This window comes from Methanosarcina sp. DH2 (genome assembly GCF_020804225.1).
GTDB lineage: Archaea > Halobacteriota > Methanosarcinia > Methanosarcinales > Methanosarcinaceae > Methanosarcina.
The window spans coordinates 125,839-144,773 of record NZ_WJBI01000005.1 but is presented as its reverse complement, the minus strand read 5'-3'; the positions used below and the strand labels follow the sequence as shown (position 1 = coordinate 144,773).

The window sequence follows — 18,935 nt, the reverse complement described above, 5'->3', positions numbered from 1 at the left end:
TTTTTTAGCGGTTCCTGATTAACTGGTTTATCTATTACGGAATACAGATAGGGAATACCTCAATTTTCTCTCCTTGCGCTACGTGGGGTCGAAGCCTGCCTGTCTGCCAACCGGATTATAAAATAAATTTTGAACCAGTACCGCAATTAAGAGAAACAATATCCTGAAGAAAATATCCTGGTGTCTAGGAAATTTATTTATGAGCCATCATAATTACGAAAAAAGACTGCTTATGAGGGGTAATCTAAATATTAATGCCCCCCTAATTAAGTTGCCATGACACTAGTGTCATGGAAATTTAATTATTGATCACCTAATAAGCTATGAATCCCTTTATACCAATAACAAACTATCAAAATATTATGTTCAATAATTAAATTGTCACGACACTAGCCCAGGAGAAGAATATTTCCCTTAACTCCGGAAACCGATTTTAAACTATTCTGCCAAGTTCATATTCTTCTAAGTTGTCAAGAGTATCGGGGTATAAATAAAAAAGAGATTACAGACTCAACTTTGATTGAAATCGAGCCTGTTCAAATTTATACTCATTTATCAGTTGCAAACCCGATATTGAGAGCTCCTTCCCCTTTGAAAATCATTCAAATTAGGATAGTCACCCAGCTTCCTGACTTCGCCACAATACTTCTCAATCTCGCTATTGATACCCAAGAAATTTTCTGCTCCACCCTCTAAACTGGTAATTACAATAGTGTCCGGCTCTTCGTCATCTAACAGAAACTCCACTGTTTTTTCGGGGAGAGGCTTCTTCTGTGTTTTAACGAATTCGCTCGAGTTTTAGGTCCAAATTTATCCATGATTTGCTGCCAGCGCTGAGGGCTTTTGATATGAGTCCACCCCTATGAACTCGCCCCTTCCTCCAACCACCTTACATTGTTCTCATCTTTAGCAATACCAGTAGTTTTCGCCAGATTACCGTTCTTTTCGGCAACCGCTATCAAATCAGCTATAATTGCTTCACCATATTTATTTATCAGTTTCGTAGCTGCATTGTCAAATAAAATATCAGAAATGACCTTTTTAGCCTGGTTGAGTGGCACGTACTTAATAAGAGGGACCACTACTTTCTGGATTTCGTTGAGCTTTGAAGGATACTTCACAAGGAAAAGGGTGACGGCTGCCCCTGTTTTTCCTTCATCTACTATGCTTGAGAAAGCACCTGCAGCATTCAGGGCAGCTCCCAGTTCGTCACCATTTATTAGAGCTTGAACTGCATCCCTTGCATCAGCTACACCTCCAGCAACCGGAACAAGTGAGAAGCGATCCAGCCCACGAGATAGTAAGGAGAAGAAGCAATTTTACTGTCAACAAACCCAGTGAGACTCCCGCCTTCAATGCCGCATTCCCCAAAGACTGCACCAGGAACGATTGCATGACCTATCTCAAGGGTGCTGGGGTCAGGGTCTATACTGGACGGGGAGAGAGGATATTCATCGCCAAGTCAGGAATTCCATCTCGCGGCCAGAGTCTAAGGAGAGAGTAAATGGTAAATATAAGCTTCCCAGCCGGCTTATCTGGAGGCTATTCGTTATTATTTTCATCTATCGTTTTCACTTTCTGGCTTTTACTTTCAGCTATTCTCTTTTTTCTTCTTTTTTTGTCTGAAAGACCTCTCTCCTTCGTCGAGCGTGACAAGAATAGTTCAGTAAAACGAATAAGGTTGTAAGGAGCAAAATTTGTAAATTTGTCCTTTCTTATCTCTCTTGAGTGAAGCTGACCGCTATAGCCCATAAATTATTCTCTTGAATTCAGTGAAAAGAACCACTCTTATTCCAATCTCTACTCTCTATATTTCTTTTATCTTCACTCAGCCTTTGATTTTTTTAGTTTTCATTTTTGTAAAATGAGCCTGAGCATACTGGTATTTCTTTTTTTAAATATTTTTGTTTGCTATATTTATAATTAATTATCATGATAAATGTGCGAAACTTTTAAGTATATTATTATATTATTACCCCGCGAGCATCCTGAGCTTATTCCTGAACAGGAGCTTGTTTAACCTTCCTTTTCGGGTAATGAAGGTTCATGTATGCAATTCAAGATTGCAGAAGAGTCTTCTCGAGAAAGGGCAGAAATTTGAGGAATTATTCAAAATTTGAAAAATTATCTAAAACCTAAAATTGTCTATTCGCCTCAAAAACTAAGAGATGTATCAGGGATGAATCTATGAAACACCCTATAAAAACCTCAGAATCCGATCCTGCTTTTTTCGAAGAAATCAAAGAAGAAGCCGGAGCAGAAAAAATTCTGATGTGTTTTAACTGTAAGGGCTGCTCTACAGGCTGCCCGGTTACTGATGTTGTACCGCAATACAACATAAAAAAACTTCTGCGCATGTCTGCAATGGGGCTGCGGGACCGCGTGCTCAACAGTGAGCACCTCTGGTACTGCACTACCTGCTTCAGGTGTCAAGAACGATGCCCAGAAGGAGTAAAAACCGTGGACACCATGCTTAAGCTTCGAAGTATTGCCGTAAAAAATGGCTTCATGCTTCCAGATCATAAAAAAATCGCTGAGTCCGTGATGCGTACAGGGCATGGTGTTCCGATTGATGAGCAGAACAGGAAAAAGCGGAAAGAGCTTGAACTGGATGAACTGCCCGGAACCGTACACTCCTGCCCGGAGGCCCTTGAAGAAGTAAGGCAGCTCGTTAAAGCCTGCGGGTTTGACAGGCTTGCAGGATTTGACCAGTCTTCTCCGGCCTGAAACACGAATTTGCGATAAGAAGCTGAAAAACATGACGAAAAACAGTACAGATAATTCAAAACGTAACCTTTCTCTCTTTTTAGGTTGTATCGCCCCAAACCGTTATCCCGGTATTGAAAGCGCCACCCGGAAAGTAATGGAACGGCTTGGAATTTCCATTAAGGAACTTGAAGGAGCTTCATGCTGTCCTGCTCCAGGGGTCTTTCAGTCGTTTGACAAAAAGACCTGGCTCACCCTTGCAAGCCGAAACCTGTGTCTTTCGGAAGCCCTTAATGCAGATCTCCTTACAGTGTGCAACGGCTGTTATGCCACACTTGCAGACACCAACCGGATCCTGAGAGAAGATGACGAGGCAAAAGCCGGTGTCAACGAAAAGCTTTCGGAAATCGGAAAAGGATTTTCCGGGAAGATTGAGGTCAGGCATATAGTAGAATATCTTTTCAGGGAAGTAAGCCCCGAAAAAATCCGGGACGTAGTCACGCAACCTCTTGACCTCAGGGTTTCAGTGCACTATGGCTGCCACCTGATAAAACCGTCCCATGAAAGGAAACTCGGAAGCGTGGAAAACCCTTCTTTTTTTGACGAGCTGGTAGAAGCTACGGGAGCCCAAAGTATAGAATACGAGGACAAAACAGCCTGTTGCGGGGCAGGGGGAGGAGCCCGTTCAGCTGTGCAGGACGTGGCCCTCAGACTTACAGAAAAAAAGCTCGAACACATGCAAAAAGCAGATGTGGACTGCATCGTGGACGCCTGTCCTTTCTGCCACCTTCAGTTTGATCAGGGGCAGTTTGAGCTTGCAGGCCTCCAGGGCAAAGAGTTCAGCATCCCGGTGCTGCATTATTCCCAGCTCCTCGGGCTCGCTTTCGGGTATTCCCCTGAAGAACTGGGCATTCACTTGAACCGCATCCAGAATACCGAATTCTATACAAAGCTCGGGGAAAGGGCCGAAAATAAGTTTCCGGGTAAAAAACTCGGTACAGGTACAGATTTTGGAAAGGGCGGAGTGCCCACATAAGTTTCAGGACGTTTTGAAGTGAAAGCTGAAAAAAGCTGACAAATACTAAAGATCACTGACAAACACTGAAAAAACTGTACTGAAGCAGAATTATCTGAAAAACATCTGTAGGAGCTGAAAGCATGAAAACGGACATAACCGGAGCAGTAGCTGTCGTCGGGGGAGGGATTGCCGGGGTGCAGGCTTCCCTTGACCTTGCTAACAGCGGGTATAAAGTTTACCTTATAGAATCCGGGCCGACCATAGGCGGAAAAATGGCCCAGCTTGACAAAACTTTCCCTACTTCGGACTGCGCAGCCTGCATCCTCTCTCCCAAACTCGTGGAAGCCAGCAGGCACCCGAATATAGAACTACTCACATATAGCGAAGTCCTTGCCATTGACGGGGTTGCCGGAGATTTTACTGTAAAAATCAAGAAGAAATCCAGATACGTGGACGAGACAAAATGTACTGGCTGTGGGGACTGCATTGAAAAATGCCCTAAAAAAGTCTCGGACGGGTTCAATGAAGGGCTCGCCCCGAGGAAAGCTATTTACTTATCCTTTCCGCAGGCTGTTCCCAGGATCATGACAATTGACCCTGAAAACTGCATCTACCTGAGCAAAGGCAAATGCGGGAACTGTGCAAAGGTCTGCAAAAGGGGAGCTATTGACTACGCTCAGAAAGATCAGAAGCTCTCTCTCAAGGCCGGAGCCGTAATCCTTGCTGCGGGTTTTGAGGCTTTTAACCCGAAAGGGCTTGAAGCATACAGGCCCGAACATCCTGATGTTGTAACCTCACTTCAGTTTGAGAGGCTTCTGAATGCATCCGGACCCTATCACGGGCATCTCCAGACCTCAAAAGGAACAGAACCCAAAAAGATCGCTTTTATTCAGTGTGTGGGGTCGAGAAACCAGAAGCTGTCGAAAAAGTACTGCTCCTCGGTCTGCTGCATGTATGCGGTAAAGCAGGCAGTGATCGCAAAAGAGCACGACCCGGAGATCGAATGTGCAATCTTCAATATTGATATAAGAGCCTTCGGAAAAGGCTTTGAAGAGTTCTACCAGCGCGCAAGAAATGAGAAAAAAGTCCGTTTTATCCGTTCTCGCCCTTCCTGCGTTGAAGCCAATCCATTGAAAGGAGAATTGAGAATTCCTTATGAAAACGAGGATGGCAGCATAGCCCATGAAGAATTCGATATGGTGGTCCTTTCAATAGGTATAGGGGCTTCCGAATCAGGCAAAGAACTTGCCAGGCTTGCTGGGGTAGGGCTTACGGGAGCCGGATTTATAAACACTTCAATAGAGAATCCCATGAGCACGAACAGGCCTGGAATTTTCGCTGCAGGGGCTGTGCAGGGTCCAAAAGATATCCCTGATACAGTAGCTCAGGCAAGTGGGGCTGCCGCAAAAGCCGGGGCTCTGCTCTCTCCTGCCCGCGGGACTCTGGAGAGCAAAAAAGAGTTTCCACCGGAAAAGGCGGTTGCAGGCGAACCGAAGGTCGGCGTGGTTGTCTGCCAATGCGGCACGAACATAGGAGGCTTTGTTAATGTCCCTGAAGTGGTTAGCTATGCAAACACGCTTAAAAATGTGGCTGTTGCAAGAGAAGAAATGTACGCCTGTTCCGAAGACGCCCAGGAACGGATTAAAGAAATGATTGCCGAACACGGGCTGAACAGGGTACTTGTAGCCTCCTGCACCCCGCGAACGCACGAGCCTCTTTTCCAGGAGAGCTGCAGGGCTGCAGGGCTGAATCCCTATCTTTTTGAGCTCGTGAACATAAGGGAACACTGCTCCTGGATTCATCAGCAGGAGCCTGAGAAAGCCACTGAGAAAGCAAAGGATATCGTAAGGATGGGGGTTTCCAGGGTCAGGTGCCTTGCTCCTCTTTATAAACAGGAACTATCTCTCGGGCACAATGCACTCGTGTTAGGAGGGGGGATTTCAGGCCTTCATGCAGCTCTCGAGATCGCAGAAAATGAGTTTGAAGTTTTGCTTGTGGAAAAAGAACCCGAACTCGGAGGGCTCCTCAGGGACATAACAGCTCTTCAGGACGGCAGAAAAACCGGAAAAATCCTTCTTCCCCTTCTCGAGAAGGTCAGGGCTCATCCTCTAATCACGGTTATGACCGGTTCAGAACTGATTGAAGTCAACGGATCGGTTGGAAATTTCAAAGGCCGGGTAAGGGACAGAGAAGACAGAGAACAGGAAGTTTCGTTTGCAGTCGCAGTCCTTGCAACAGGAGCCGAAGAGCTTTCGCCCGCAGGATACTTCAGCTATGGTGAATTCCCGAATATTATCACTCAGTCAGAGCTTGAAGCAGAGCTCGAAGGCGACTTCAAGGCAAAACATGTGGTAATGGTCCAGTGTGCAGGGAGCAGAAATAAAGAACGCCCCTATTGTTCCAGGGTCTGCTGTATAACTGCAGTTAAGAATGCCCTCCGCATCAAGGAAAGGGACCCTTCGGTTATCGTACACGTGCTGTATCGGGAAATGCGCACCTACGGGGCATGGGAAGAACTCTACTCAAGGGCAAGGGCTGCAGGCGTCCGCTTTATAGCCTATTCCGATACTCGGCTGCCCTGGATAGGGGAAAATGAGGTCAGAGTATACGACGAGATTACGGGCTTTGATCTGGAAATCGAGGCTGACCTTATAGTCCTGAGTGCACCGCTTGTGGCTCCTGCTTCAAACAGACAGATTGCTCCTATGTTTAAAGTCCCTCTGGACTCAAACGGCTTTTTCCTGGAAGTCCATATAAAGTTGAGGCCTGTGGACTTTGCAACCGAAGGGGTCTTTCTCTGCGGGACAGCCCAGGCTCCCAAACTTGTGGACGAAAGTATTGCCCAGGCTGCAGCTGCAGCTTCGCGGGCATGTACTATTCTCTCAAGAAAGTCCCTGGAATCGAGTGCTGTTATCTCAAAAGTCGATACAGAACTCTGTGTCGGGTGTGGAGCCTGTGAGAAGGTCTGCCCTTACGGGGCAATCAGCTTAACAGAAGTTTTGCTTCAAAAGCAGGGCGTTTTTTATAAAGCAAAGAAATCCGGGATCAACCCGGCTCTCTGCAAGGGCTGCGGAGCCTGTGCTATGAGCTGCCCTACAGGGGCACTCGACCAGCAGCATTTCAAAAATGATCAGCTCCTTGCCCAGGTAAAAGATGTCTTTACTTATTCTGAGGAGGTCCGCTAATGGAACCTGAGAAAACTGAAATCTCTAAATCATGGGAACCCAGGATTGTAATGTTCTGCTGCAACTGGTGTTCCTATGCAGGCGCAGACGGAGCCGGGATCGGGCGTTTCCAGCAGCCTGCAAGCATGCGCATCATCCGTGTAATGTGTTCAAGCAGGGTGGACCCTGTGCATGTATTTTCCGCTTTTCTTGAAGGAGCCGATGCCGTGCTAATTACGGGATGCCACCTTGGAGACTGCCATTACATAAATGGAAACGAAAAAACGCTTGTAAAATTCAATTTTATGCGCTCGATGTTGAAAGAGCTCGGCCTTGAAGAAGAAAGGCTGCAGCTTAACTGGATCTCGGCATCGGAAGGTGAAAAGTTTGCTGAGGTTGTCCGCATGGTTACGGAACAGGTCAGGCAGCTTGGTCCGAGTGTCTTAAAACCCGAAGGGGTGGCCTGAAAATGTCAGAACTGAAAGTTGCTGCCGACATTAAGGTCGGGGATAAATTGCTCGGCTGGGCTGCATCCGAAGATGTGAGATCGCGCGGAGCCTCCGGAGGGCTTGTGACTGCAGTGCTCGCAGCTGCCCTTGAAACCGGGCTTGTGGACAGGGTGCTTGTCCTGAAAAAGGTCAGCGAATTCGAAGCTTATCCTGTATTTACTTCGGACGTTCAGGAGGTTCTGGAATCAGCAGGTTCCATGCATTCAGTGCCCGTAAACCTTGCCAGGTACTTGAAGCCAGAGACCTGCTCGGGAAAAACAGCCTTGCCAGCAAAGCCCTGCGATGCAAGGGCAGTCGTTGAGAGGGTGAAAAGGAATGTCATGTCCTCTGAGGATACTTATGTAATAGGCCTGAACTGTGGGGGAACAATGCACCCCGAAAAAGTCCGGAAGATGCTTGAAACTATCTATAGGCTCGATCCTGAAGAGATTGCGGGAGAAGAAATCGTAAAAGGCAAGCTCGTTTTCTTCACAAAAGACGGTAAAGAGCACGCGGTCCCTATTGATGACCTTGAAGCCGAAGATCTCGGAAGAAGAGACTCCTGCCGCTACTGTCAGGTAAAGATCCCGACGAACGCTGACCTGGCCTGCGGGAACTGGGGGGTCCCGGGTGACCTTGCAGAAAAGGTCACCTTTGTGGAAGTTATGACTGAGAAAGGGGTAGAACTCCTGAGAAATACCGTTAGTGCAGGCTTTGCCGAAGTTATGCAGCCTGATGGAAAAAGTATTTCTGCCCGGGAAAAAGTCAACAAAGTAATGCTCGGGATGAGCGAGAAAAGGAAAACTGAAGTTTTTGCCCCTATTGAAAATGGAAAAGAACGCTTCGAGTATTTCCGGAAGGAGCTTGAAAACTGCATCCACTGTGGAGCCTGCAAAGCAGTCTGTCCTGTTTGCACCTGCGGGGAGGACTCAAAATGCACTGCTTACTTTTCCCTTGCGGACAGCCACAAAATGTCCCTTTTTCACATGGTGCGTTTCCTGCACCTCTCGGATTCCTGCATAGGCTGCGGGCAGTGTGAAGATGTCTGCCCTGCGGAAATTCCGCTCACTCGCCTTTACCAGCGTTTTGCGGTGCCTGTCCAGAAAGAATACAGGTACCTCCCGGGCATGTCAGACAGGACTCCGCCCTTTTTTGCCCTGAAACTCGAAGATAATGAAGATAAAGAAGGAGGTGGCTGCACATGCAGGTAAATAACAGGGAGAATGTGTATGCAAGCATATGTCCGGGCTGCGGGCTTGCTTGCGGACTTTATTTAAGGGAAACCGTTTCCGAAACCGGAGAGGCTTTGGTATCAGTGGATTTCCGGAAAAGTGCGCAGGTAAACGCAGGCAAACTCTGCAGTTTCGGGCTGAAACTTCCTCTATATTATGCTGAACCTCAGACCTCAATGGTGAAGGGACAGAAGTCCGAACTCGAAGCCGCTATCTCAGCATCGATTGAGGCTCTGAAAACCGCACCTGTAAAAAGTCTGGCTTTCTTTTCGGTGGGGAACGCAACAAATGAAGAACAGAAGGCTTTCTCAGTCCTTGCAGGTGCGTTCGACAAAGATGTGGAGACCGGGATGGGCGTTTATTCTTCTCTTCCGGTTAGTATGCACGCTGCACTCAACCGGAATATGTCCCTGGAGGAAGTCGAAAAAGCAAAACAGGTTTTTCTCTTTGTTGACCCCTATTCTCAGTATCCCCTGCTCCTCCGGAGGGTTCTCAGGGCGAAAGAGAACGGAGCGAAAATTGTCTGCATAGGTCCCAGGCATTTGCCTGTTGCTGACGAGCAGTTCTGCCTGAAACCAGGAGAATACGGGAAATTCCTGTTTCCTTCACAGGATTCCGTGCTTGTAGCCGATATTCATCCTTACTCGGACCCTGAGCACATAAAAGCAGTCCTGGAACTTGCAGAGGTTTCCGGTTCAAAAACCCTCATCCTCAAGCCCTTTGCAAATTCTGCAGGTGCAGGGCTGCTTACAGCGAACACAAAGCAGTGTACACTGGAAAAGCTGCTTGAGGGCATCGATTCCGGAAAAATAAAGACCCTCTTCTGCCTGGAATCCGATTTTCTCGAACTTACTCCTGACCGGGAGGCTGCAGTAAGGGCTCTCTCGAAACTGGATTCCCTGATAGTCCAGACTTCAAGTCGGGGGGAGCTTTCCAGGCTTGCTGACATAGTGATCGCATCCGAACCATTTTACCGCAAACAGGGTACAGTACTCAATGCGGAAGGAAGGCTACTTTCAATAGGTGGAGACTCTACTCTAAGTTTCGATGCCCTTTCCAGCCTGGCGGCAGCTTTCGGAAAACAGCTCGATTTCGAATCGGCCCGGAAAGAGGTGTTTGAAGACTTCGGATTGAAGAAAGCAGGTGAGTTTGCCTTCCGGGCTCCTGCTGAACCCTGCTCCGGGCCGGTTGAAACTGAAGCTCCATGTTCAAAATACGAACCCGGTCAGAAATCCTGCTCCATATTCCTTTCTGAATCCCTCCAAGAATATTCTTCAGCTTCGATCTCAGCTTCGCTCGTTTATTCTCTTTCCCCTTTCATGTGGCACGGGCTTGAAGATGAGAACGATTTTGTCGAACTGAACCTGCGTATGATCAGGAGGCTGGGGCTTGTAAAGGGAGGCACTGTAAAAATCAGGTCTCAAGGAAAAATCGTTGATATAAAGTTCAGAGTATCAAGCATTGAAGATGGCTATTTGCTTTCTTCTCAAAGGCTCCCGATTACAGGTTTCCCAGGAGTTGAAGTGAAGTTTTCAGTCAGGTAAAAGAAAAAAGGCTCTGTACAGGTATCAATATTAATTTGATATGGCTGTTAATTTAACTGTTAATTTAAGCTGATGCAGGAAGTAAAAGATAGCTTCATGGAAGTAAAAGAAGCCCCATGGAAGTAAAAGATAGCTCCATGGAAGTAAAAGATAGCTCCATGGAAGTAAAAGATACTTCCATGGGATCAGATATTTTTATTGAGCTGCATACTCTTTTTTCTTTTTCATCCTGTTTTTCGCTTATGCGTTAAGCATTAATAAGCAATCATCAGGAAAGTTACCTTAAAGCCCTTTTACCTTCTTTTTTACTTTAAGTTCTTTTTCTTGAAGCTCTTTTCCTTTTTCGGGATTAAGGGTAAACTCTTTTGCAATGCCTCCTACAGTTATTGTGTAATCGCCCGCAGGAAGTGAGTCTGTATCATAGCTGCAAATGAAATTTCCCTTTAAGTCAGCTTTTGCAGCTTCGTAAGAAGTTTCGAATGTAAGTTTTACCTGCCCATTGTTTGAATTACTTTTGTCCTTGTTTTTTTCAGATGCTTCTTTTTTGGAGACAACGTCTCCGTCGATTTTTACAAAATAACTCATCCACGACGGGACATTTGATTGAGAAATTGTAGCAGTGCCATCTTTGGCATTAGTGTGCCTGGAAATCCATTTAAATTTCTTAACTCGTATATGCATGTCCTTGACTACAATACCGTTTTCACCAGTGGCACTGACTTCGAAGAAATTCTTATTGCCGGATACGGACTCTGGAATCGTCAGTTTGTTTATCTGATAAATGTAATTTTTTCCTGATACAGGAACCATTTCTTCATGCAAAATCGATACATCTATAATATCATTCTTTTCTGCAGTCCCGGAAATCGTAACCTTGTCTCCTATACTGGGAGAAGCCGGAGATAATTGCCATTCTTTCACATTTGCAGATGCAGGACTCATTAAAATTCCTGAGACTGCACAAAACAGGATTATCATAAAAAGGAACTTCCTCTGAAATGAATATCTCAATTTAAATCCTCCAGTTATGTGTGCCTGGCTTTCCATGCATACATTATCACTAAATATTTGATAAGTTGTAATATTTTCACTTAATTTTCTTTGAATAGCATTTTTATTGATAGATCAAACTTTATTAGTTTTAAAATTTCTCCCTACACTGGATTGTCCGTAATACTCATGAGTATATATTTCCTTTTGTTTTGGCGTTACATTTATGCAGAAAGGAAATCAGGGAGATTCCGGAAGCTTTTTATGAATCCCGGGGTCAGGTAAATCATGCCTGTCCTGATCTGTAGCACTTTTACAGGTCTGGCAGCAGTCAAAAATGAAACAGCACCTGTTATTAAAACAGAATATAAATAAACGATTGAAAAAATCCTTGCGTTCCGCAGGTTTTAATGATATCTAATTTTTAAAAATCGCTCCTCGTTTTTCAGGATTTCACCTCAAACTATGTCGAAATTTTGCGGTATTTATATGCTTTGAGGCTTGAATTTAGTAACCTTAGATAAGTAAGATAAATTCATAAGACATAAATACTTAGCAGCAAAATTATATTTGTTGAGCGGCTAACTTTCTGGGTTTTATCCACCCTCTACGAGCAAACATACCAGCCCCCCAAATGGTATCAATTTTTATCCCCAAAATACTCCCCATATTCCTCTCTAACCGCTCAACAATCTCTTTTCAGGCAAAGCTTTTAGAAAAGAATACGTAATGCTTCTTTTTCCGCCTGTATTACTCTTAGATTCTTCTGTCTTATTACTCGCGATATATGAAAGCCCTTCAAACCAATACCAGCCACCACAAATCACTATAGTAATTCGGCGTAACTTTGCGTCAATCGACTTCTTGACTCGTTTTCTGTCTTTTTTGGGGTATTAGGTCGAAGAAAAATAAGATTTGAAACAAAATGTCAGAAATAATAAACTTTTACATTTATGAAAGCCTATAATTTCTGAAAATTCAAATACAGGCACTTTACGAACAGTTGCACACTAAGAATAGCCAGATAGAGATAACCATATAGAAAAGTTAAATGAAAATATGCATGAACAAGCAGTCCCTATTCAGAGCTTAATTCAGGAAAATAGTAAATTGAACATGAAGCTATTGCCTGAAATTACCACGAATAAAAACAATGGCGGAAGTTTTGGTAAATTTTAAAAAGCCAACAGTATTGCTTTATCACTCGTACAAAACAAAACGTTCATACAACTCGCAATTCGGAGGACAAGAGTCTGCTAAAAATTTTTCCCTTCGGCAAGCTGGTTGTTCAGTATTATCCTGAACCTCTTGACTTCCAGGTTCGTAATCAGGCTTTAGAATAATCATATAATGGATACAGTCTTTTTTCATGCTCATAATATAACCTCAATAATATTTACTTAAGACATTATTCCATTGACCTCAACTTTCCAGGTTTCCTTTAATGAGATAAATTCGTAGAGGATAAGTGGACATTTGTCTTGTCTACAAAATTACAGTAACCATAAATAACAGTTTCTATTCTTCCATTGAAACTCAGAAGAACCCATCTTTTAATAAGTCTCCAGTTTTTCCATGAGAATACGAGGTTAAAGGAATCAGGGGCCAAGGAAATAGTTAATGAGTTTTCTAACTGATGGGACCGTGGGTTATGGGGAGAAACAGATTTCTTGAAGGCTTACCCTTCTCTTAAAGGTTAGGGGGTTAGCCCATTGGCAGGGAAAACAAAAGAACTTGATTTTGTTCTCCCCGAGTTTGGGGGGCAGAGGGTTGATTCCTATGAAATCAGGCAAAAAATCCTGAATATTTCCTATTCAGATTGGAAAAAGTTAGGGTTTTCTAAGGGGACTCTACATTACATGAAGCAAAACGCCAAGAGTGACAAGCATTTTACCCTTAACAGTCATGTTTTGGAGAGGGTTAAGGCTTGGGAAAACTTGGTTTCTAATGGGTTAATCTAATCTCTAAAGTGATTTATTTACAGGCATTTTTGAACAGCTGGCTATGAGGGACAAGCAAGCCAGTTAAATGGAGTCATACAAAAGCAAGAGCTGTACATTCTTAAAGCCTAATACAGGAAAAACAGCAAATTGAATATGAACCTTTTACCTGAAGCCACCGAGAATAACCTAGTGGATGTCTTGGTGCCAAGGGTAACTGTGATGGGAAAGCTAGTAAAAAGTTTAAGTAACGGAAATTATGATTTGCATTTTTTAGGAGCCTTTCGAATCGAAACAAATACTCTAATATTATATACCTACGACTTTTCAACATACAATACTAACTTTCGGGATAGGCTATAGATACGATTGATCGAAACATTTTTAGGGAAATTATAGGGTTCTTAATAAATCTTATATTGGATATTTTAGAATCTTCAGCAAAAATTATATTAAAAGTTATTAAGTTCTTGATAGTAGATCCTCTACAGAAAATAGAAGGTTACTTGATAGATCTTAGGCGGGAAATACGAAAAGAACTACGCAGTAATGTTTCTCGCTGGGTAGCTGCTTGTATTATTTGTGCTCTATTGGTGGGTTATCTGACTCATTTGTATTCAAATTCATATGAAAATAATATAAGTAACATTCAATATTTTCTCAGTTCTATTTCCCAAGGCCTTGCAGCATTTTTTGCCCTTGCATTTACAATTTCTATTTTTGGTGCTCAAACTATGGGGATATTTACAGCACTAGATAAAGTAATGGATAAATGGACAAAGAGGTACATTATCCTATTTTCTGTAGGTATAATTTTTCCTATATGGCAATTGATAACAGGGATATATTCAATCAATTTGCTTTCATTTTTGGAAAAAATTGGTACCAATTTACCTTTACTACAACTGAAAATAGGTATACATTCAATTAATTTGTCTTCTATTGGAAACATAGACTTATTAGCATTAGATTTAACCTTAGCAGTTTTCTGCGTTCTAGGAATAATACCATTCACTATTAAAATTAATAGAATCGCGAAATATGAAGGGGGTATCTCAAAATTATATAGCGAGGCAAAAGATGCAATTTATTCTGGAAAAGATGTGGTTTCTTCAGATAACATTTCTAGATTAGGCGAATTAGGCCGTAGTGCACTGAAAGAAGCACTACCAGATGAAGTTATGGACATTACAACTTGCATCAGGAATCTGGCTAATCTTAGTATTGAGAACAATTTAGAAAAATCAACTATAAAAGCTATTATTGAATTGGAAAGTTTAGGTCTTCTAGCAATGGATCGAAAAACGAATATCGGTTATTATGCAGTTCCTTGGCCTGTAATGCATCATTATATTGGTCTGCCCGAATATCCAATTGCTTGGAATATCACAAACGGGTTTAGAGAACTTTGTGTTGGTAGTATCGATAAAAACTCTGATGAATCGAATGTATGTGTTTCGTGTGAAATTCTATTTAATATTGGATATATGTATATTCAGAAGATTAGGACTACTTTCTTGAAAACTATATCTCACGATTTACGTATGGTTCTCCCTAATCAATTGAGCCTAATAGAAGGAGATTGGAGTAACCAGGAAAGTCCTACTTTAGCTCAAATGTTATTAGAAATAGCTGAAAAATCAACTGAAAACAGGGAACCCTTATTCTGTTGGGACGATATTAAAGGTTTTTATTACCAAAAAAAAGACTTAGATAAAATAAATAAGTTTTTCAAAGAGCATACGCGAATGCTATATACAGTTTATAATATGGAAATGGCAGATGATGGCAAAACTTTAATTCTTAACAGAGGGGATTCAAGCATTAATTACAACTTTGAGCTTAATGAAGAAAAAAAACAGGTACTTTTAATTCGCCGATCTTATAGTATAAACGCTTTTGGAAAGGAGCATAAAAGTGAACCAGAATGTGTGAAAGTATTACCGATTTATTATAAGGATAGAAAAAAATACATTTATACATTTAAGTATGGCAAAACGTTCGAGCGTTCTTTGATATACTTATGGATCATCGGTGCTTATATCATGAAAAATTACCCCGATTGGGTTACTGAGAAGATAGTTTCTCAAATTAAACATTCAAAGAACTCTGATATAAGGTCTATTTTTGAGAGTGAATATATTCGAAAAGAAACGTCATTTTTTACTCTCGCTAATGATAAACGACGGGATAAATTTGAAGACATTACAGATTATATCAAACCTTTCCAAGATTTCTACTTCGGATTTGAAGAATATTTACAACATAAACGGGACTGACATAGTAGAAGAAGATTGTTTAATGTTGAATTTTTGTAATAACGTAAACTGTATTATTTATCTTATTTTCTTCATAATATGCTTTTTTAACTCAGTTATTCCACGTACCTTAAGAATACTCACGTTTCCATCGTTTACTGCAAACTCTAACAGAAAAAATTGATTAAAAAAACACAGCAGTTATAAATAAGGCCATATAAAAGTAGGCGTTCATGTTTAAATTTCTCCTAAAGCAATCATTTTTACAATAAAAGCAGCAGTCTGATCTAGTCCATTTTCGAATTTAATATGATGCTCGATTATCTCTTTGTGATTCTCATACAACTGCTTTATTAATTTCAAATCTTCGGGCTGCAAACGTTCCGTTATTTCACATTTATCTCCCGTGAGAACTTTCTCCCAATAACAGCGTTCAATTTTCAAACAAACTATATGACTGTCAATTAATTTTATACGCTCCCGAGCTTTAGCCTTAAGTTCTTCTTTTTCGTTCATAAATCAAATTTAATGGAATCTCTCAAAAGGCTATCTTTTCTTGGCAGGCCCAAGCTATAGGCCAGATATGAAGCCCTTCAAATGATTATAAAAGCATCCCGAAAAGAGGAACTCTTACCAGGATGGCTTTTTGAATCAGAGATTAAAAACAACCGCATCAGCGCTGTTTAGAGGATCATAGATGAATTCAAATTGTAATCCTGTACTATTGTTTGGAACTGCAAATGCGAGTTCTCCACGGCGCATATTACCAGGTGTTACATGTGCCACATCAATTGCTTTTGATAATGCTTCACTTGCGTCATAATCACATTCATATGTTGATCCATCAGGACTCAATATCTTATATTGCATAATAGCATAGGTTCTTGTGCGGTTAGGGCTTATATTTTCAAGAGTGATATTAAGAATTAAAAATTGAGATTCGTTTCCTGCCTCTACAACCTCATCAGGGATTTCATTGATTGAGTTTGTATATCTTTCTCCATTGACTGTTATTTTTGTCAGTCCATCTGTAGCTGTTTTGCCGATATTATAAATCTTAAAAGACGACTCGGAATTTTGAGAAGGAGTTGCCTTATTTATAGAAGAGGTCGAAGTGTTTTGCACTTGATCTAACGATTTTTCATTACCTGAGCCTGTACATCCTATACACAGCATTGAAGCCAGCAAAACAAACAAAATAAGAAAAGAATATTTTTTCAAATAACCACCTCAAAATATCCAATAACATAATGAAATTTGAAAGGTGGAATATTAAAACGTTTTTATTTTGTTTTATATAAAAATAGGCAATTCTTTTAGCAAAGATGAATATCATTGAAGTCAAAAAAGACAAATGAAAAAACTCAGAGATTCCTTCTTCATTTTATAACTTGCTGTTTTCAGAATGATTTTTAAGGATAAAATAGGTTATATAATGTTTAATTTTTCAATAAAATCATTATTAATAAAAATAAAAATAATACGGCTTTTGCTTTCGTTTCTTTGTTTCTGTCTTGCTTATATTGTGGCTTCCTAGCTCTTGGATTTCGTCCAGATGCAGAAAAGATTTGAAGGCATAACAGTAAGGCTGTTAAGCCTTTAGCGCCTTTCAACAAGAATTTTCAGACCATAGTTCATGGGCCATTTATTGATTATGAAACGGGAGAAATTAAAGAAGGATCACACTATTTCAAACTATTGAGCTGAACCATATTGCATGTTGAGCATCCAGAAAACAAGTTTGATGGAGGTATAGGAGTTTTTGAGAAAAAACATATTCAGGCTGATGGATTGGTCTACATAGGGAAAGAAGCAAATAATATTGAGGATCAGCCTTTAGATGTAATAGGAGCTCAAGTTTTCACTAATGAGGAAAAGATCAAGCAGAAGATTTTGGCTTTAACTCCTGAAGAAGCCCGAAAAATAGGGATTAAACACAGAAGTGAGCTAAAGTATCTAAAGGAAAAAGCAGGAGATGGAAAGTTAAATTTTAATACGCCCATAATGAGAAAAATTATAAAATATTATAATTTTTAAGTATGTAAATTATAATTAAGGCACATAGTTTAAGAGTCTTTCAATGAACTAATATGTTATTAGATTTAATTGATTTACAAACCTTTAAGAAATAAACGAGATACGAATACATTAGGTTTAGATTCTAATAAGTATTGGATAATGAATACTATGGACTTAGTTTCTATTGAGCATTTTTTCGTAAATGTGGGTAAATTTTTATTAGTATTTATCTTTGTTTTTATTTCTCACAGTGCTGCTGTTTTCTTCTATTATAAGATATTTAGAACAAAGTCTTTAGAACAGCTTTATAATGAATTGCACTTTAAGAAAACTCCAGAAGGGCAAATATCAGTTATAAAACATATTCATTATTATTTTCAAGCATACTCACTTGAAGAACTCATATTTTTTAATTTAAAATATAAAAGGTATAAATATTTTCCCTACTTTAACTATTTTATCCCTATATTATCCGCTGCATTCTTCTTTTCAGTTTCTATGCTTTCTAATGTCACTTATGGTCCTAATTTATTTTTGCTATCTGTATTGTCATTCTTATTTTTGCCAATATTGCTTTTTGTAGTAATCAATAGAATGATAAGAATAGGATATAATTCACTGGAAAAGTTATTGTTTAGATTTTTAAAGATCACGCTTGACAACATTTGTATAACTGTTTATTCATATATAATCTTAATTTCATTAATAAGTATATATCAATTCTTTTTTTATGAACAGAATGGGATGTTCAATAATATACCAAGTAATTATGTTAATTTTCCACTTCTTCTTTTAAATTATATATATAAATTTAAGATTGAATCAGTAAGTAATCAACTTTCTTTGGCTGGATTCTATTTTTCATTAGCAGTTGGTGGAACTGTAGTTTTATCTATAATTGATCGCTACTATGAAGAAGAGAGTTCATTAAGAGAAAAATTATTAGCCCAAGTAAATATATTTAAAGATCTGTATTCTGAAAATAACTTGTTTTTATGCTTGGACTTATCAAGTATCATAAGCTTTAATCTTAAAAATATAAAAACTAGAAGATTCGGCCACAATTATATTATTAAGTTTAGTAAGGAAAACATAAAAACTTTCGCTAAAACACTGTCAAATTTTCATGTAAGACTTGAGTGCTCAGATATTGCATATAAAACCGGAATATTAAGATTATATAAAGCTTTTATTTTCCTCGTTATTATTACTTATGCAATAGGCATTGTAACAATATTTACCCCAGAACAATTCACAACATATTTACTATGGTTATTTATTATTGACTCCGTTCTATTTAGTATATTAATATATGGAATATACACAAATTACCGAAATTGAATATAAAGTTAATATTTTCTTTATCTGATAATTTTTTTCTTAGTAAGTTTTGTTTTCATTAAACCCACTTTCCGCAGTAAAATTTCAGATTTCATGATTTTTCCTGCTATCGATTTTGAATATACGTCGATTTATTGGACTTTTATGCATGAGGTAAAAGCAACTATATGGAGTATTTAGAGCCAAAAAACGATATCGATCAATTTTCACCAAATTACATTAATAGTCATAATTA

General features: G+C 40.3%; 15 protein-coding genes. 10 read left to right on the top strand and 5 right to left on the bottom strand.

Annotated elements, in window-relative coordinates:
- Positions 1-860: 860 nt before the first annotated feature.
- Together FXV91_RS09480 and FXV91_RS09475 are read right to left on the bottom strand one after the other, a co-directional pair.
- On the bottom strand, positions 861-1,121 hold the full coding sequence (locus tag FXV91_RS09480; RefSeq protein ID WP_229390342.1) for a hypothetical protein: 261 nt from the start codon (positions 1,119-1,121) through the stop codon (positions 861-863).
- Between the two features lie 421 nt (positions 1,122-1,542).
- Entirely contained in the window at positions 1,543-1,752 is a 210-nt protein-coding gene (locus FXV91_RS09475; protein WP_229390341.1) for a hypothetical protein, read from the bottom strand.
- Between the two features lie 435 nt (positions 1,753-2,187).
- On the opposite strand from FXV91_RS09475, the gene hdrC reads away from it, so the two are divergent.
- The 6 genes from hdrC to FXV91_RS09445 all read left to right on the top strand — a co-directional run bounded on the left by hdrC (position 2,188) and on the right by FXV91_RS09445 (position 10,152).
- Positions 2,188-2,727, top strand: coding sequence for a CoB--CoM heterodisulfide reductase subunit C (gene hdrC, locus FXV91_RS09470; protein WP_229390340.1), 540 nt, complete (start codon positions 2,188-2,190; stop codon positions 2,725-2,727).
- A 31-nt stretch (positions 2,728-2,758) separates the two neighbouring features.
- Positions 2,759-3,742, top strand: a complete 984-nt coding sequence (hdrB, locus tag FXV91_RS09465) for a CoB--CoM heterodisulfide reductase subunit B (RefSeq protein WP_229390339.1) — start codon at positions 2,759-2,761, stop codon at positions 3,740-3,742.
- A 122-nt stretch (positions 3,743-3,864) separates the two neighbouring features.
- Positions 3,865-6,909 (top strand): CoB--CoM heterodisulfide reductase iron-sulfur subunit A family protein, encoded by a 3,045-nt coding sequence (locus FXV91_RS09460; protein ID WP_229390338.1) that lies wholly within the window; start codon positions 3,865-3,867, stop codon positions 6,907-6,909.
- Entirely contained in the window at positions 6,909-7,355 is a 447-nt protein-coding gene (locus FXV91_RS09455; protein WP_229390337.1) for a hydrogenase iron-sulfur subunit, read from the top strand. Before FXV91_RS09460 ends, FXV91_RS09455 begins: the two co-directional genes overlap by 1 nt.
- A 2-nt stretch (positions 7,356-7,357) precedes the next feature.
- The gene (locus FXV91_RS09450; protein ID WP_229390336.1) at positions 7,358-8,587 is read left to right on the top strand and encodes a Coenzyme F420 hydrogenase/dehydrogenase, beta subunit C-terminal domain; all 1,230 of its coding nucleotides are present in this window, start codon (positions 7,358-7,360) and stop codon (positions 8,585-8,587) included.
- Positions 8,578-10,152, top strand: a complete 1,575-nt coding sequence (locus FXV91_RS09445) for a hypothetical protein (protein WP_229390335.1) — start codon at positions 8,578-8,580, stop codon at positions 10,150-10,152. The genes FXV91_RS09450 and FXV91_RS09445 overlap by 10 nt, the downstream gene beginning before the upstream one ends.
- A 282-nt stretch (positions 10,153-10,434) precedes the next feature.
- On the opposite strand, the gene FXV91_RS09440 is transcribed toward FXV91_RS09445, so the two are convergent.
- Positions 10,435-11,163, bottom strand: a complete 729-nt coding sequence (locus tag FXV91_RS09440; RefSeq protein WP_229390334.1) for a hypothetical protein — start codon at positions 11,161-11,163, stop codon at positions 10,435-10,437.
- Positions 11,164-12,854: 1,691 nt separating this feature from the next.
- On the opposite strand from FXV91_RS09440, the gene FXV91_RS09435 reads away from it, so the two are divergent.
- A complete protein-coding gene (locus FXV91_RS09435; protein ID WP_229390333.1) occupies positions 12,855-13,103 on the top strand; it encodes a hypothetical protein in 249 nt (82 codons plus the stop codon).
- A 398-nt stretch (positions 13,104-13,501) separates the two neighbouring features.
- The gene (locus FXV91_RS09430) at positions 13,502-15,361 is read left to right on the top strand and encodes a hypothetical protein (RefSeq protein WP_229390332.1); all 1,860 of its coding nucleotides are present in this window, start codon (positions 13,502-13,504) and stop codon (positions 15,359-15,361) included.
- 216 nt (positions 15,362-15,577) lie between these two features.
- On the opposite strand, the gene FXV91_RS09425 is transcribed toward FXV91_RS09430, so the two are convergent.
- Together FXV91_RS09425 and FXV91_RS09420 are read right to left on the bottom strand one after the other, a co-directional pair.
- Positions 15,578-15,856, bottom strand: a complete 279-nt coding sequence (locus tag FXV91_RS09425; protein WP_229390331.1) for a hypothetical protein — start codon at positions 15,854-15,856, stop codon at positions 15,578-15,580.
- A 135-nt stretch (positions 15,857-15,991) separates the two neighbouring features.
- Positions 15,992-16,561: a DUF4352 domain-containing protein gene (locus FXV91_RS09420; RefSeq protein WP_229390330.1), complete on the bottom strand. Its 570-nt coding sequence runs from the start codon at positions 16,559-16,561 to the stop codon at positions 15,992-15,994.
- Positions 16,562-17,053: 492 nt separating this feature from the next.
- Here FXV91_RS09420 and FXV91_RS09415 point away from each other — a divergent pair, with 492 nt between their 5' ends.
- Positions 17,054-17,377: a hypothetical protein gene (locus FXV91_RS09415; protein WP_229390329.1), complete on the top strand. Its 324-nt coding sequence runs from the start codon at positions 17,054-17,056 to the stop codon at positions 17,375-17,377.
- A gap of 141 nt (positions 17,378-17,518) precedes the next feature.
- Entirely contained in the window at positions 17,519-18,700 is a 1,182-nt protein-coding gene (locus FXV91_RS09410; RefSeq protein ID WP_229390328.1) for a hypothetical protein, read from the top strand.
- The last annotated feature ends 235 nt before the right edge of the window (positions 18,701-18,935 follow it).